Consider the following 15,994-nt stretch of genomic DNA (forward strand, 5'->3'; position numbering starts at 1 on the left):
TTACGAACCGGAAGTTACAATATATAACTTTTATAAAAAAACCACAAAAACCGAGGAGGAATTTTAATTATGGGTATCAAAAAAACATTGGGTCTTGGCGTAGCATCTGCAGCACTGGGTTTATCATTGATTGGTGGAGGAACTTTCGCTTACTTTAGCGACACTGCACAAAGCACCGCTACATTCGCAGCAGGTACACTGGATTTGAACTCTGATCCTTCTGTTATCGTTGATTTGAAGGATCTGAAGCCAGGCGATACGATCAAAAGAGACTTCAAACTAAAAAATGACGGTACACTTGATATCGGTTCGATCCTCCTCAAAACAGCTACCTCTATTAATGATGTAGGTGGTAACAACGGCGCTAACGATTTGGCAAAATCCATCAAAGTTAAATTCCTGGTGAATAAAGATAAAAGCGGCATCTTACCTGGTAGTGAAGAGAAAGTAGTTTGGGAAACTACCCTAGCCGATTTGAAGACTCAGACACCGGATCTCGTAAAAAATACTGGACTTGATGCAATCTGGGGTACTAGCGAAGCATCTGGAATTAAGGCCGGCACAAATGATAGCTTCACCGTTCAATTCGAATTTGTTGATAACGGCCAAGAGCAAAACTACTTCCAAAAAGATTCATTAACTCTGACTTGGGATTTCGTAGGTAAGCAAACTGCTGGATCCGCTAAATAATCTAATAAGTCTTCCATTCGAAGAGCAGCAGATTCTTATTCCGGAAAGCGGATAAGTAGATGCTGCTCTTCTCTTTACAATAAACTTTGTCGAATTTATTGATATTTGTTATACTAATAACAAAAATTACGGAGGGGCGTCAGTATAGTGCCACAAAATATGGGCCAACGTATCCAGCATCTCCGCCTAGAAAAGGGATTGTCCCTATCTGAGCTTGCGGACAGAGCGGATGTTGCTAAGTCGTATCTTAGCAATGTGGAGAGAAACATCCAATCCAATCCTTCAATTCAGTTTATCGAAAAGATCGCCGATGCGCTTCAGGTATCCATCCACGCTTTGCTCTATGGAGAACCTAATGATGCTGAGGAGTCACCTTTAGATTCGGAATGGTTCCGATTGGTGCAGGAAGCTATGGCCTCAGGCATAAGCAAACGCGAATTCAAGGAGTTTCTGGACTACCAGAAATGGCGCCTTGATCAGAAGGATTAATATTCCACCTGACCTGATAAGATCCTCTTCTACTCATACTATTAAACATAAGCGCCTTCGCCCTCCTAACATGGACCGCAAAGGCGTTTGAATTCTAGCAGAATATAAGGACCAAGTCTGAAACTTATAGATTCTTATATAAAGAAAAAGAGCACAGCGAGTTATCGCTGTGCTCTTTTGATATCTAATGCTCTGAATGTATTACTGCACGGCTTGCACAGTCTTCTCATGAAAGAAGCGACGAATTTCATCTGCCTTTATGCCAGCCTTCTTAGCTGCTAATAATAAATGTACCCACTCAACGTCTAGATCAATGAACTGCTGTTCTCTGTTGCTTCCCTGGTTGGACTTGTCCAAAAAATCTCCTCCTAAGATTTTACGTCCCCAGGCAATCCGGCTGTCATAGTATTTCTACCTTAGACCCGCGACTTTGTGCCCCTGCCTTTCGGCAGGTTTACCTTTTACTGGACCCTTTACACGAAAGGATCTACTTTGAAATATATGAAAATCGCTAACTGCAATAACATTATACTATACTAAAGTGGAAAAGTGTGTCGATTTCTGATTAGTTTTTCCATTAAAAAACAAAAAATAGAAGCGATTTTGTGCGATATCTTGTCCTATTAACACGATACTCGTCCCATTCATAAAATTAATTAAGCCAATATAATGATACTTCCTTCCCTATTAGTTAAAAATAAGGATATTAGAATCATTTTAGTGGGCCTTAGGAATGGGTAATGAGGAGAAACAGCGTTCTTTTCATTAGAACAAGCTAACCCATACCATTTTGCGAACGTATTGGACGAAAGAATGAATTGATTACACGTGTGGAAAGTAGCACAATAAGATGAGAAATGAAACCGCAATCATCACAGCTCCAGTAAGCGTTGACACAAAATGTCACGTATGGAGTTCATCCGTTAAGGAGGATGTATTCATGGCAGCCAAAGAGCCCTATAACGAATCCATTTGGAGTAAGTATTACGGACCCAATTTAGGCTACATTCAAGAAAGATATGAACAGTTTGTGAAAGATCCTTCCACCGTAGAGAATAATTATCGCGAGCTTTTTACAAATTCGGGTCCCCCACCCCTAACACCGGATAGCGAACCGGCTCCACAGCCTCGCATTTCGGGAGACACCGAATGGCTTAGAAAGGCAGTAAGAGCTTCCAAGCTAATCGCTAATATTCGTATATATGGCCATATGGCCGCTGATATTGATCCGCTTGAGCGCGATCACAATCCCATGGCTAAATATCTTGAACTCGAAACCTATGAGCTGACTCGTGAGGATCTGCTCGCACTACCTGCCACGCTCATTTGGGAGAATGCGCCGAATGATGTGCATACCGGATGGGATGCAGTTCAGCGTATGCGTCAGGCTTACACCAAGACAATCGCCTATGAATTCGGGCATGTGCATGAAGAACAAGAACTGAAATGGTTGAACAGACAGGCAGAATCCACAAGCTCACCAGCGCCTTTAAATAATGCAGAACGTAAAGAGCTGCTAAACCGCCTGATCCAAGTAGAGCAATTCGAAACCTTCCTCCACAAAACCTTTGTGGGTCAGAAGCGGTTCAGCTTGGAAGGCAATGACGCTCTCGTACCGATGCTGGATGAAATCGTACGCGCTGCTGCGCATGACGGCGCAGAGCATATTCTGATGGGCATGGCGCATCGTGGTCGCCTCAACGTTCTTGCACATATTTTGGGCAAACCTTATGACATTATATTTTCAGAGTTTCATCATTCTCCGAACAAGGAGCTTTTCCCTTCCGAAGGCTCTACAGGCATTAACTATGGCTGGACGGGTGATGTGAAATACCATCTGGGTGCAGATCGCGCTGTCCGTGAAGGAGAAACCGTACGCACAAGAATAACACTAGCGAATAACCCAAGTCACTTGGAATTCGTCAATCCTGTCGTGGAAGGCTTCACTCGTGCTGCTCAAGAAGATCGGAGCACAGCCGGATTGCCGAAGATTGATACCAGTAAAGCTATGGCGGTACTGATGCATGGCGATGCTGCTTTTCCAGGTGAAGGGATTGTTGCAGAAACACTTAATATTGGCAAACTTCAAGGTTATCAGAATGGCGGGACGATCCATATCATTGTTAATAACCGGATCGGCTTTACGACAGAAAGCGAAGACTCCCGTTCAACGCATTATGCGAGTGACATCGCCAAAGGATATGAAATTCCAATTATCCATGTCAATGCTGATGATCCTGAGGCCTGTATATCAGCCGTTCGTTTAGCTAGTGCATATCGCAATCAATTCAAAAAGGATTTCGTTATTGATCTCATCGGCTATCGTCGTCATGGACATAACGAAATGGATGATCCTGAAACTACACAACCTATCGTGTACGGTAAGGTACGCAATCATCCAACCGTTTACAAGGTGTATGCGGAGCGGCTACAGCGTGAAAAAATTCTTACAGCTGAAGATGTACAAAAGATGCACGTTGAAACAGAAGGCGTATTGCAACGTGCGTACGATAGTATGAAGGAAGGCAATCACAAGAAAAAAGAACCAAAGGCCTTCATTCCTCTTCATACAGATCGCTCAGCGGCAGGCACTACAGCCGTACCGATCTCCAGTCTGCAAGAGATTAATCGTGAGCTACTGAGCGTACCTGATGGATTCCAAGTCTATCCGAAACTGGAGCGAATTCTGCAGCGTCGCAAGGACGCACTGAATGAGGGTGAAAAGGTCGACTGGGCACTCGCTGAGTCCCTCGCCTTCGCAACCATCCTGAAGGATGGAACGCCAATTCGACTTAGCGGTCAGGATGCACAGCGTGGCACCTTCGCACACCGCCATCTGGTGCTGCACGACAGCAAGACAGGAGAATTATTCTCTCCGCTTCATCAGCTAAGTAATTCTCGCGCTTCCTTTGGCGTATATAACAGTCCGCTATCTGAAGCTTCTGTGCTAGGCTTTGAGTATGGTTATAATGTGTTCGCACCAGAAACCTTCGTCATCTGGGAAGCACAATATGGCGACTTCGCCAATGCAGGTCAGGTTATATTTGATCAGTTCATTGCCGCTGGACGTGCGAAATGGACGCAGCGCAGCAATCTCGTCGTCATGTTACCGCATGGCTACGAGGGACAGGGACCCGAGCATTCCAGTGGTAGATTGGAACGCTTCCTACAGTTATCCGCGGAAGAGAACTGGACCGTTGCTAACTTGACCACTGCTTCTCAATATTTCCATGTCTTGCGGCGCCAAGCTGCTTTATGTGGACAGGAAGACGCTAAACCACTGGTGATTATGACGCCGAAGAGTCTCATTCGTAATCCGCGCAGCACATCTGCCGGAACTGAGCTCGCTTCCGGACAATTCCAGCCTGTGTTAGCTGAGCCTCTGCTAGGCCAGAAGCCAGGTGAGGTCAAACGTCTAGTAGTCTGCAGCGGTAAAGTAGCTATCGACATCCAAACAGAGCTAGAAGCTGCTTCAGACAAAGATTGGTCATGGCTACATGTACTGCGCTTAGAGCAACTCTATCCGTTCCCAGAACATGAACTGAGTGCTCACTTAAGCTCCTTCACATCCCTTCAGGAAATTGTCTGGGTGCAAGAAGAGCCGAAGAATATGGGCGGATGGAGTTATACCGAACCTCGGTTACGGGCCATCGCACCGCAAAACACTAGCGTGAGATATATCGGACGTCCTGAACGTTCCAGTCCTGCGAGTGGTTATGCAGATGTTCATAGCTTTGAACAGCGTAGAATTGTTTCAGAGGCCCTAAAAGCAAATTCACAAGTACAAACAGCTGTACCGTCCTCTTAAGAGGACGGTATCACAATAGCGTAAACCATTATGTTTGGGGAGGTAACGGCCTGTGTCAGAAATCTTAGTACCCGATCTGGGAGAATCTATATCCGAAGGAACCATCTACAAATGGCTGGTTAAAGAAGGCGACACGGTAGGTCAAGGTGATGTGCTTGCTGAGTTAGAGACGGATAAAGTGAATTTGGAAATTAGTGCGGAGGTAGAGGGTGTCATCTCCTCCATCCTACGTCAAGCGGGCGAGAACGTAGCCGTTGGCGAAGCCATCGGCATCATTGGAGCCGCTAGCGGCAGTACACCGCAGGCCGCTGAGAGCAAAGCGCCTGAAGCGGCACCGGCAAGCGGCAGCGCAGCAGCCGCACCTGTAGCAGCGCCCGAAGTCGCTGTAGCGGGTGGCGAAAGCCCCGCTGCACTGGCATCGCCGGGCGCACGCAAGCTGGCACGGGAGCGCGGCATCGACCTCGGCGATGTTAGCGCCCGTGATCCTATCGGCCGGATTGGTCAGGCCGATGTGTCGGGTCATGGTGCAGCAGCGCCACAGGCCGCTGCACCGGTAGCTCCGGCGGCACAAGCCAAGCCGGAGCCAGCGAAGCCGGCAGCGAGCAAAGCCGCGCCGGAGGATGGCAAGAACGTGGAGCGCAAGCGCATGTCGCGCAGACGGCTCACGATTGCCAGCCGCTTGGTAGAAGCGCAGCAGACCGCAGCCATGCTGACCACCTTCAACGAGGTGGACATGACAGCGATCCTCGACATCCGCAAGCGCCGCAAGGATGCTTTTAAAGAGAAGCATGAAGTAGGACTAGGCTTCATGTCCTTCTTCACCAAAGCCGTGATCGGTGCGCTGAAGACCTACCCTCTGCTGAACGCAGAAATTGACGGTGAAGATCTGGTCGTTAAGAAATTCTACGATATCGGTATTGCCGTTGCAGCTAAGGAAGGTCTGGTGGTTCCGGTTGTCCGTGACGCAGATCGCCTCAGCTTCCCGGAAATCGAACGTCAGATTGGCGAACTCGCTTCCAAGGCACGCGCTAATACACTTAGTCTCTCCGAGCTTCAAGGCGGTACGTTCACTATCACCAACGGCGGTGTATTCGGTTCACTATTATCCACCCCGATTCTGAATACCCCTCAAGTAGGTATTCTAGGGATGCATAAGATTCAATTGCGTCCAATTGCACTGGATGAAGAAAGAACCGTTAACCGTCCAATGATGTATATCGCCCTTTCCTACGATCACCGGATCGTTGACGGCTCTGAAGCGGTTAGCTTCCTTGTCAAAGTGAAGGAATTGCTGGAAGATCCAGAAGCACTGCTGCTGGAAGGCTAACCCTGATCGATCTTTCGACTTAAGAATATAAAGAAGGTATCCCTAAAGCTTCGCATTAGGGATACCTTCTTTTATATCTGAATCAACTCTCCCATATCCTCTTCCTTAATTGCATTCTCTACAACTAAAATCCGTAAAAACGTTTATTTCCACTAATCTAACCAGTAATAGCTGTATTAAATACAACTACAGGGCTTATATAAAGGTATTAGTTAACTTTAATTGTATATAGTACAACTAACTTAGCGCATGTAACTACAAAACTACAAGAATCTACTTCAACAGCTCCCTAGCCAACTGCAGAAATTGCTCCTTACTCAAAATCTTATCTCCGTAGCTGCTGAGTGTATAATACGCATCCTGCTTCTCGTTATACCAATTCAGATAATCGTAGCTTACCTCTTCCTTCACTACTTTGTTATAGATCACTTCTGTGCCAGCCACTATAATCTTATCCGCTTGATTCTCAGGTTCTTGCTCCACGAACACTTTCCCGCCATGCATGATCGTGGCAGAGATACCTATAAAAGCATTATTCTTCGAATAAATTGCACTGATCCAGCCTGGTTCCGACCAAGGTATAGCCTTCATAAATAAATTACTACTTCCCTTATCTTTGTTTGCTTGGGCAGTAAGATCTTGTAACGTCTCCTGATATAGAGAACTGTTCTTCTCCGCATCCGTAGTCGGATGATTAGGGTTTATAACCCCATATTCAAAAGCATACCCTGCTGCCAATGCAGGAAGCATCGGCGCCCCTGTCCGCTTGATTTCCTTCAAAAAATCAGAATATTCGCCTATCCGCTGCTCTTTATACTTAAAAGACAATTCTGTTGCCAAGCCTGCTGCGCCTGCATTATTGTTCACAAGATAGGCGATCAATTCTCCCGGTTTAGCGAAAGCATCTACTTTCTGTGCATACTTATCATAGGAAGCTACTCCTGCAGATTCATTCGGCGCAACATGCTGAACCTTTACTACGCCTTCACTATTGCGGATCTGTATATATTCCGATGCAGCATACGCTGTCACTGAGATCATCAGGAACAAAGCTAACATACTGGCAACTGCCGTTGTTTTATTCATCGTCTTCAGCGAGAGCGAGAATGATCGCTTTCGATCTGATATGCCACGGATATGTCCCATAACCTTCTCTTCTACATCGATCTCACCCAGAAGTTCATTCCCGGCTGAGGCATAAATTATATTTTGGTATTCATCGCTGATTGTGGTTCGTTCCATCTGATCTCCTCCTCCAATTTCATAGCTTCCTGCACCTTCCGCTTGATCCGGTTCATTCTCTTCGTCAGTGCATTGGGACTGACCCCAAGAATTTCGCTTATCTCCGCATAAGTTTTTTCCTCGAACACCCGCAGAATAAGCATATTCCTCTCTTCCAGCGACAACTGTGCTAAAGCGGCTGACAATGAGGGATTAAACAACCGATCATCCAGCTCTTGTTCAGGACTTGCAGACATAAAATCAGGCTTGAAGATACTCATGACTCGCTTTTGCAAACGCCGTCTGCGCAGCAGGTTTAAGCAATGATGATACGCGATTCGATAGAGCCATGCCGAGAAATGCATCTGCGGCTTGTATTGATGGATAGATTGATAGCCTTTTACCAAAACATCCTGAACTGCGTCCTCCGCATCCTGCTTGTTTTCTAACAAACGATAGCAATAGCGGTAGATTGGCGTTTGGAAAGCTCTAACGATAAAAGCATACCGTTCGATATTGCCCTTTTGAATACTAATGATTAACTCTTCCAGCTCCTTTGGGTCTAGCGAATCCTGTGGCGTTGTAAGCACCTCCTTAACCTTTATATCTTCTATAACACTTGGGCAGCGAAAAAAGTGCCTATGTAAACCGAACTATTCTCCCAAATTCACTCCAATTATACACATGTAGAGGCTAATAAGAGCTATACAGTCAGTAACCCTAGCAGAATGAGCCAAAAATCAATAGTAGCTGCAATACGGACCGTGTTTCTGTAATATTCTCCAATGAGTAATTCATTCTGAATTCAGATCACCTTAGTTTTTTTGTTTCACATGCTCCACGGACTACTGCCCACCAATAGAAAAAAGACGTACAACTGTTGTCAGTTTGTACGTCTTTGTTTAATTTATTGTCTTTTTACCTTTAAGCCGTCCGTTCTGTAGCTTTGAGCCGAAGCGCTTTCTTCTCTTTCGCTTTCTCCACCGGCGGTTTTAGCGAAATTGCGATGATACAGGCCAGCAGACACAGGAGACCAAAGATCACGAAAGTAGGTTTAAACCCGCCCAGGAAGACGGCGATGAACGAACCTGAAAGGGCTCCAATACCGAAACCTTGATATACGATTCCATAGTTCTTACTATGATTCTTAAGACCAAAGAAGTCACTGACAATCGCCGGGAACACTGTAATGTTACCCCCGAAGCAGAATGCAATGGCAGCTACACAAGTGAAGAACAGTCCGAAATTCAGCGTCGCATAGCTAAGGGTCAACATAGCGGCTGCCGTTACTGCAAGCGAAGCGCCTACCAGCTTCAAACGGCTCATTTTGTCAGACAAGGCACCCAAGATCAAACGTCCTGCTGTATTAAAAATTGCGATCATCGCTACCGCATTAGCTGCCGTCTGTACATCAAGTCCAGCTAGCTGCACACCGATGTCTTTTACAATACCGATCAAATACAGACCACACATACAAGCGGTAAAGAAAATAATGAACAACAGATAAGCTTCTTTCGTGCGTAGCATTTCTTTTACCGTGTAGTCTTTTGGTTTAGCGATAGTCGAAGTTGCTGCTGCACCCAATGATGCCGTTTGTACTGGAGCTTCTCTGACGAGTAAGGAACCGATTACAATCATCACCATAACAATCATGCCCCAATACATAAACGTATTAGACACACCCACCGAGTCGATCAAACTACCATTGATATATTTAAAAATCAAACTCCCCGTTCCGTAAGCACCCACGGACACACCGGAGATTAAGCCTTTATTATTCGGAAACCATTTAATTAAGTTAGATAATGAAGTGATATAAGCTGTTCCGTCTGCAAAACCAACGATTACACCAGCCAATATATAGAACATTAGAAGCGAATTCGCCTGAGAGCTAAGAATCAATCCTAGACCAAGCACAATCCCTGCGGCGGCAGTTAACCGGCGAAGACCAAAACGATCCTGCAATTTCCCTGCGAACAAAGTCGCAAAAGCGAGTGCAAAGCTCGTGATCGAAAACGTAATCGAAACAGAATTAAGCTCCCATCCGAATTTTGTTACCAGATGTGCATTGAACAAGCTCCATGTATAAATGGTACCTAGACCCATCTGCATAATTACTGTTCCTAATACGATAAGCCACCGTTTGGCGTTTTTGTTGTCCATCGTCGAAGTCATGGTCTATTCCTTCTTTCCCTCTCGTGATCTGCTACAAGAGCTTCTATTGCCTCTTTATTGTAGCTAAACCAGCGGATGTTGAGAGAAATCTGGCATGAGATGACGAAAATGAAGAATGAACTGCATTTATAGGCGCATGATCTGCCTGAATTCCTTTACCTTGCTTCGACTTACCGGCACCTCAAACTCCAAATCATGCAGGCGCAATAAGTATGTATTGTTGAACCAAGGGATGATTTCCTTGATTTTGGACAGGTTAACGATATAGGAACGATGGCAGCGAAAAAAACGATCCTCCGGCAGTCGATTATAAAAATCGCTGATGCTGAGCGCCATACTATACTCCTCACCTTTAGTTATTACGCTCGTACTTTTCTCTTGTGCGGAGGCGTAATAAATATCATCAGCATTCACTACGATAATCTTTTCATTTTTCCACAGATTCACTTTATCACTAACTGGATTACGTTCCTCTTCCCCCTGTCTTCCGCGAGCAGCGAACGCCCCCTCTAGCTTGTGCAGCATAGCCTTAATACGAACCTCACTGTAGGGTTTAAGAATATAGTCAAACGCTTCAATCTCAAATGCCTCGGCGGCATGCTCCTTATACGCAGTAATAAACACTATATAAGGTTTTACCGAGAATCTGCTAATATTCTGAGCCAGCAGTACTCCGTCGATCGAGGGTATGTTAATGTCTAGAAAAATCACATCTACCGTCTCAACCTGTAAAAATTTGAGTGCATCCAGCCCATCTTCAAATTGTGCGGCAATGTCGATCCCACTGTGAGTTTCTATTAAATAAGCCAGTTCCTGTCTTGCTAGCTCTTCATCCTCCACGATAATTGCTCTCATAGACCCTCCTTTTTGACATCAAAATAAATGTTCGTCCCTTTATCGAGCCTCTGAATCGTAAGACCAGTTCCATAGATGAGCTTGACCCGTTGATGTACATTAAACAGTCCGATCTTATTCTCCGGCATATCGCCAGCATAGACCTTCTCTATGGTTTCTTCGCTGATGCCAGCTCCGGTATCCCGAATGCCAACTCGCACATTATCGCCTTGATCTTTTACAGAAATCGTTACGGTTCCCGTCCCTCGTACCTTCAGTATGCCATGTATGATCGCATTCTCTACAAGCGGCTGAATGATCAGACTCGGAATCCGAACCTGAACCTCATCAATATCATAGAGGACATTAAGCCGGCTTCCGAAGCGCGCTTTTTCAATCTCTACGTATTGTTGAACCTGTTGCAGCTCGCGCTTAATATCAATGAATTCATCCGTTAGCTCCAGATTGTATCTCATATAACCGGACAGATTCACGATCAGCTCGCGCGCCTTATCCGGGTTAATCCGAATCGAGGACGCAATCGCGTTCAGCGCATTGAACAGAAAGTGTGGGTTAATGCTTGTCTGCAGCGCCTTTAGCTCCGCTTTGTTCGCCATTTCTTTAATGCCCTCAACTCGCGATACTTCCATTAGTGTAGAGATCATTTGCGACAAACCTACAGCCATAGCTTGTAGAGAATAAGTGATCTTGTGGGCTCTGGTGTAATAGATTTTGAGCGCTCCCGTCACTTCGCCTTTTTCCTTCAATGGAATAATAATCAGCGATTTAATCTCCGGATTCACATAATCACTATCGTCGTTACGGATCGTAATTTCACCACTGGACAACGTCACCTTAGTTTCTTCACTTATAATTTCATTGGTCGTAGTATAGTCCTCTTCCCCAACACCAACGTAAGCGAGAATGAGTCTTGTATCCGAAATAGCTACAGCGTCTGCACCGATATCTTCTTTGATAATTTGGCAGATGGTACGAAGCGACTCGGGATTAATATTGCGAAAATAAGGCAAGGTCTTATTGGCAATATCCAGTGCCAGCTTGGACTGCTTCGCCGCAATCCGTTCCTTTTCACCTTCCACACTCTGCACTAGCATGACAATCAGACCGACACTAATCTGGCTCATAATCATCGGAAAAGCAATTTTGGACACGATATCCACACCCAGCGACGACGGTTCGGCCATCACTAGAATGAGCAGCATCGTCAGGGCTTCACAGGCCATCCCGGCCAAAATACCGGCCATCCAGCGACGTTCACCAGAAGTGCGGCGGTATATTACCCCTGACACAATCCCTGCGGTAATACTCGTAATCAGACAAGGAAGAGAGGTTACCCCTCCGATATCAATTAAAAAACGGTGAACCCCTGAGATGATGCCTGTTATGAGTCCTACCCATGGCCCGAACAAAATCCCACCAGACACGATGGCGATAATTCGCACATTCACAAGCGAGCCTTCCACATTAATGCCACTATAGGTACCGAAGATGGCGAATAAACTGAAGATCGTCGTCGCTATGGCAAGCTCCTGCGGGGCGTATGTTCCTTTTTGAAAAATCTCTTTAAACCGCGGCAGACGAGTCAGCACGAACAGACACATCAGCAGTAGTGCAGCTCTTTCGAATAATTGCAGTAAAATCGTAAACGTATATTGCACGGTCTCCGCCTCCAAAGGACTAGATGTCGACTTATTATAAAGATAGTTCATGCCTCTGTCCATTCAGCCTATCCTTTAATACCTCTATTGAAACTCTTGTTGTATGATATGAACAGAATAAAAGCATACATATACGGAGGTGGGCGTTTTGCAAAAATTAGAACACGAGGCAGATATCATACAGCTTGTACAAAATGATCCCTGGATGATGGATATATTAGAAAATGCTAGATCGTTGCAGTTACCTGACTGGTGGGTTTGCGCTGGCTTTGTGCGTGCAAAAATTTGGGACACCCTTCATGGCTTCGAAGAACGGACACCTTTGCCCGATATTGATGTTATTTATTATGACGACAGCAATCTTCAAGAGAAAGTGGAGAAGGATTGGGAGGCGAAGCTAAGAGATTTAAACCCCAATGTTCCCTGGTCTGTTAAAAATCAAGCAAGAATGCATACCGTCAATCAACTTCCACCTTATACATCAGCTGTTGATGCGATATCCAAGTTTCCGGAAACCGCCACAGCGCTTGGACTCTCCCTAGATCCATCAGGTAAAATCATCTTAGTCGCTCCACACGGAATTTCCGATGTTATTCATGTAGTATTACGACCTACCCCACATTTTACTGAAAACCCGAGCTTACTCCCTATTTATAAACAACGCGTTATTAAAAAGAACTGGCAGGCGACGTGGAAACAGTTGCAGATCAGCACTACCTAAAATAACAAAAAGCAAGCCCCTAATATAGCAGGGCTTGCTTTCCTGGTTTTTTTACACCGCCAAATCGATACCTACTACACCAACGACATCTCCCTGACGATTCTTAATCGCTCTGGATAATGTAACACAAGAACGCTTCGTAATCGCTGATACATATGGCTTCGAGACATATTGACCTTCATTTATGGCCCCATTCCACCAATCACGTCGCTTGGCATTCAAGAGGCCAGCCGCTGGCTCGGAATAGATAAAGGTCCCATCCGTCCGATTGGACCAAATGGCTTGTACATCCGGAATTTTTTTAATGTAAGAGGTCAAAACACCTTGATGAACTTCAGTATCCGGGTCGTACAGTTCTTCCTTAGCTGAAATTGTCTCCAAGAGACTCTGCATTTCTTGAAGCCGGGCAGCATATTGGCTCATCTCGATTTCTTCTCGGGCTGCTATGCTGGTAACCGATTGCTGCAACGATTGCGACTCCGCTAACAGATTAGCGCTGACTTCGTTCAGCTGCCCAATCTGGCTCCGCTGCCGTGTCACCTGTTCCAGCGTAAGATCGACATTGGCAATCGTCTCATTCACGATAGCCACTGCCCCACTCAGCTCCGTCGTCACTTCAACAATCAGCTTGCTCTGCTTCGCGGCAGCATCGATGGTTTCTGTTACGGCGCTGCCTACCTCATCGACTCTCGACGCAATATCATCGAGTCGAAGCTTCACAGTGCCGACCTCGTTCACCCCACGTTCCACTGAAGCTTGCTCTTTCGTCACGGATTCCAGCACCTGCTGTACTCCGTTATTAATGTCGAGCAAGATGCCAGAGGAACGGTCTACCGAGCTCTTGCTTTGATCAGCCAGCTGCCGAATCCGGCTGGCCACCACCGCAAATCCGCGGCCCTGTTCCCCGGCCCGGGCCGCTTCTATAGAAGCATTAAGCGCTAGCAGTGAGGTCTCATCCACAATTCCGTTAATAAGCGTATTGATCTCTTCTACCATCGCAATATGATTACTCAAGATAGTAAACTTAGCTAACATGTCCCCGCTCTGCATCTGTAAATCCTTCATCACAGCATCTGCGATGCTCAAGGAATCAACCATGGTTGTCATTCCTTGACGAGCATATTTCATATTTGACCCCAGTCTCTCCGTCAACTCTTCGATATGTGCGGTAACGGATGCTACTCCGCCCATTGTCTGATAAGCACCTTCAATATTAGCTTTAGCTTCGTTACTGCGAATCCGCAAATCCATCTCGTATTCATGTGAATAATCTGCTGTCCGCTGCAGCTCTTCTGTATGACGACTGATTTCTTCGAGTGCACCATGCAGTCGGTCCGAAGTAACTACAATCTCATTGCCAAGCAGCTCAACTTTATTCTGCGACTCCTTCAGCAGCGCTTCTTTGCGGTAACCGTAGCGGGACAAATTTAGTAGGACCCAGCCTAGAGAAGCCATAAGCAGGATGATTACCAGCTTATGAATCCAGAACATGTCTATCAACAAACTGTAAACACTGACAAGGAGCAACAGGACGACTACAAAAATCTGGCTAGGGCGAATCTGCATCATTATTCCCACTCCACTCGATTGATGTTATGTATTCTAACATTATATCAGCAGAGTTAATTAAAGGAAATACTTTCTATACTATTCCTTTTCGATCAGTCTTTCCACACGCAAATCCATATCCCTGGAGGACCTACACCAACGTAACCGTAATATACGAATATATTTGGAGATAATTGGTCGAGAGGGAATCCGTAATTATTGTCGAATATATAAGCAAATTGCCACTGGAAAAGAGGAACACATTATGCATACTACATCTCAAACTCCTCGTCAGACCCATTGGAATCGCGTGCTGCTTAATGCATTCTGGATCATCCTGATTGTGGATTTAAGTATTCATATGTTTGTTTCTCAATGCCTATGGGGCCAACATTCGGATACCCTAACCATGGGAGAGTTTATTACTCAGTCGCTGATTCCTGATTCCATCATATTGACTTTGATCATTATTCTGGAATTTATCTATAGATGGAAACCCCTATGGTCCGAGCTAGCTATTACAGTAGCGAGCCATTTATTTGCGCTTCTGATTATCATCAATCTCAATGATGAACTGTATGTAATGTCATTAATTATGCTGCTGCCGCTGCTTGTATCCATGATCTATATGAAGTCTAGTTATATGATAGCCTCTTCTGCTGTTTGTCTACTGTACACGATCATTTTATTCATCAAGGCATCTAATCACGGATACGTCCCCATCACCCAAACTATCATTATTGTTCTTATTTTTGCTGCTACTGCTTTAGCAGGCTTTGCAGTTATCGGTCGTGGGCGTGATTTGATGAGATCGCTGGAGAACTCCGTAAAGTCAGAACAGGAATTACGCATTCAGAATATAATCATGGATCGGCTATCCAAGATCGATCCTCTGACGGACCTTTATAATCATAAGACGTTTCATGAATACTTAGGATGGCTGATCGATCATCAGCAGAGTAATCCATTTCCCATGCAGCTAGCCGTTATGGACATCGACAACTTCAAAAAAGTAAATGATTCCTATGGGCATTCCGTTGGAGATATCGTATTACAAAAGGTTGCAGCGATCCTCCTCGAGCATGTCGGTCCTGATGATTTCGCGGCTCGCTTTGGCGGGGAAGAATTTGTCGTCATCCTGACTTCTAAAACCCTTGATCATTCTCATGAGATTATGAAGCATATTCTAACGTCCATCTCCGATACCCCCTTTGCGGAAATGAACGATAAAAACGTAACCGTCAGTATCGGTATGCACGATTTTATAGGAACAGATTCCAAAAACTCTACATTTCAGAAAGCAGACGATGCACTTTACGAGGCTAAGAACACCGGGAAGAACAAAATCGTAATCAGCTAAAGACCGAACACAAGCAAAAACGCCTTCGACGTCCCTAATGGACGGTAAGCGTTTATGCGAGAAATATAAGGATAATATATAGCGTGAGACTTATAAATTCTTATATTTGAACAAATAAGCCCACGGATCTTTTCACGGGCTT

Annotated in this window: 13 protein-coding genes and 1 riboswitch; of the genes, 6 read left to right on the top strand and 7 right to left on the bottom strand. The window is 45.3% G+C overall.

Annotation, left to right across the window (positions count from 1 at the left end):
* Window positions 1–69 precede the first annotated feature (69 nt).
* Together MKX35_RS01540 and MKX35_RS01545 are read left to right on the top strand one after the other, a co-directional pair.
* Window positions 70–690: a TasA family protein gene (locus tag MKX35_RS01540; protein ID WP_076285138.1), complete on the top strand. Its 621-nt coding sequence runs from the start codon at window positions 70–72 to the stop codon at window positions 688–690.
* A gap of 159 nt (window positions 691–849) precedes the next feature.
* On the top strand, window positions 850–1,179 hold the full coding sequence (locus tag MKX35_RS01545) for a helix-turn-helix domain-containing protein (protein ID WP_042131791.1): 330 nt from the start codon (window positions 850–852) through the stop codon (window positions 1,177–1,179).
* Window positions 1,180–1,380: 201 nt separating this feature from the next.
* Here the strand turns inward: MKX35_RS01545 and MKX35_RS01550 are convergent, their stop codons facing one another.
* Complete coding sequence (locus MKX35_RS01550; RefSeq protein WP_256716334.1) at window positions 1,381–1,536, bottom strand: anti-repressor SinI family protein; 156 nt, start codon at window positions 1,534–1,536, stop codon at window positions 1,381–1,383.
* Window positions 1,537–1,563: 27 nt separating this feature from the next.
* A riboswitch (cyclic di-GMP riboswitch) is annotated at window positions 1,564–1,648 on the bottom strand.
* Between the two features lie 471 nt (window positions 1,649–2,119).
* Here MKX35_RS01550 and MKX35_RS01555 point away from each other — a divergent pair.
* Window positions 2,120–4,987 carry a 2-oxoglutarate dehydrogenase E1 component gene (locus tag MKX35_RS01555; protein WP_042184285.1) on the top strand — a complete coding sequence of 956 codons (2,868 nt, stop codon included), beginning with the start codon at window positions 2,120–2,122 and terminating at the stop codon, window positions 4,985–4,987.
* 52 nt (window positions 4,988–5,039) lie between these two features.
* Window positions 5,040–6,314 carry a 2-oxoglutarate dehydrogenase complex dihydrolipoyllysine-residue succinyltransferase gene (gene odhB, locus MKX35_RS01560; RefSeq protein WP_076299889.1) on the top strand — a complete coding sequence of 425 codons (1,275 nt, stop codon included), beginning with the start codon at window positions 5,040–5,042 and terminating at the stop codon, window positions 6,312–6,314.
* A 273-nt stretch (window positions 6,315–6,587) separates the two neighbouring features.
* On the opposite strand, the gene MKX35_RS01565 is transcribed toward odhB, so the two are convergent.
* The 5 genes from MKX35_RS01565 to MKX35_RS01585 all read right to left on the bottom strand — a co-directional run bounded on the left by MKX35_RS01565 (window position 6,588) and on the right by MKX35_RS01585 (window position 12,166).
* Window positions 6,588–7,556 carry a hypothetical protein gene (locus tag MKX35_RS01565; protein ID WP_076299890.1) on the bottom strand — a complete coding sequence of 323 codons (969 nt, stop codon included), beginning with the start codon at window positions 7,554–7,556 and terminating at the stop codon, window positions 6,588–6,590.
* Window positions 7,517–8,125: an RNA polymerase sigma factor gene (locus MKX35_RS01570; protein ID WP_076299891.1), complete on the bottom strand. Its 609-nt coding sequence runs from the start codon at window positions 8,123–8,125 to the stop codon at window positions 7,517–7,519. The genes MKX35_RS01565 and MKX35_RS01570 overlap by 40 nt, the downstream gene beginning before the upstream one ends.
* A 334-nt stretch (window positions 8,126–8,459) precedes the next feature.
* Window positions 8,460–9,698 carry an L-lactate MFS transporter gene (locus MKX35_RS01575; protein WP_076285219.1) on the bottom strand — a complete coding sequence of 413 codons (1,239 nt, stop codon included), beginning with the start codon at window positions 9,696–9,698 and terminating at the stop codon, window positions 8,460–8,462.
* A gap of 138 nt (window positions 9,699–9,836) precedes the next feature.
* Entirely contained in the window at window positions 9,837–10,565 is a 729-nt protein-coding gene (locus MKX35_RS01580) for a LytR/AlgR family response regulator transcription factor (protein WP_042184277.1), read from the bottom strand.
* Window positions 10,562–12,166, bottom strand: coding sequence for a sensor histidine kinase (locus MKX35_RS01585; RefSeq protein WP_269321837.1), 1,605 nt, complete (start codon window positions 12,164–12,166; stop codon window positions 10,562–10,564). Before MKX35_RS01585 ends, MKX35_RS01580 begins: the two co-directional genes overlap by 4 nt.
* A gap of 262 nt (window positions 12,167–12,428) precedes the next feature.
* Here MKX35_RS01585 and MKX35_RS01590 point away from each other — a divergent pair, with 262 nt between their 5' ends.
* Window positions 12,429–12,944, top strand: a complete 516-nt coding sequence (locus MKX35_RS01590; RefSeq protein WP_076299985.1) for a nucleotidyltransferase family protein — start codon at window positions 12,429–12,431, stop codon at window positions 12,942–12,944.
* 51 nt (window positions 12,945–12,995) lie between these two features.
* Here MKX35_RS01590 and MKX35_RS01595 read toward each other — a convergent pair whose 3' ends face one another.
* A complete protein-coding gene (locus tag MKX35_RS01595) occupies window positions 12,996–14,513 on the bottom strand; it encodes a methyl-accepting chemotaxis protein (protein WP_076299892.1) in 1,518 nt (505 codons plus the stop codon).
* A 244-nt stretch (window positions 14,514–14,757) separates the two neighbouring features.
* Here MKX35_RS01595 and MKX35_RS01600 point away from each other — a divergent pair, with 244 nt between their 5' ends.
* Entirely contained in the window at window positions 14,758–15,852 is a 1,095-nt protein-coding gene (locus tag MKX35_RS01600; protein WP_076299893.1) for a GGDEF domain-containing protein, read from the top strand.
* Window positions 15,853–15,994: the final 142 nt, after the last annotated feature.

Origin of the sequence: Paenibacillus sp. FSL R5-0923, from assembly GCF_038009145.1 — a bacterium.
GTDB lineage: Bacteria > Bacillota > Bacilli > Paenibacillales > Paenibacillaceae > Paenibacillus_AQ.

Excerpts from the sequence above, each read along its gene's own strand:
- MKX35_RS01595 (WP_076299892.1), bottom strand. The coding sequence starts at position 14,513 with ATGATGCAGATTCGCCCTAGCCAGATTTTTGTAGTCGTCCTGTTGCTC.
- MKX35_RS01540 (WP_076285138.1), top strand. The coding sequence starts at position 70 with ATGGGTATCAAAAAAACATTGGGTCTTGGCGTAGCATCTGCAGCACTG.
- MKX35_RS01555 (WP_042184285.1), top strand. The coding sequence starts at position 2,120 with ATGGCAGCCAAAGAGCCCTATAACGAATCCATTTGGAGTAAGTATTAC.
- MKX35_RS01545 (WP_042131791.1), top strand. The coding sequence starts at position 850 with ATGGGCCAACGTATCCAGCATCTCCGCCTAGAAAAGGGATTGTCCCTA.
- MKX35_RS01575 (WP_076285219.1), bottom strand. The coding sequence starts at position 9,698 with ATGGACAACAAAAACGCCAAACGGTGGCTTATCGTATTAGGAACAGTA.
- MKX35_RS01565 (WP_076299890.1), bottom strand. The coding sequence starts at position 7,556 with ATGGAACGAACCACAATCAGCGATGAATACCAAAATATAATTTATGCC.
- MKX35_RS01585 (WP_269321837.1), bottom strand. The coding sequence starts at position 12,166 with ATGTGTCTGTTCGTGCTGACTCGTCTGCCGCGGTTTAAAGAGATTTTT.
- MKX35_RS01580 (WP_042184277.1), bottom strand. The coding sequence starts at position 10,565 with ATGAGAGCAATTATCGTGGAGGATGAAGAGCTAGCAAGACAGGAACTG.
- MKX35_RS01590 (WP_076299985.1), top strand. The coding sequence starts at position 12,429 with ATGATGGATATATTAGAAAATGCTAGATCGTTGCAGTTACCTGACTGG.
- MKX35_RS01600 (WP_076299893.1), top strand. The coding sequence starts at position 14,758 with ATGCATACTACATCTCAAACTCCTCGTCAGACCCATTGGAATCGCGTG.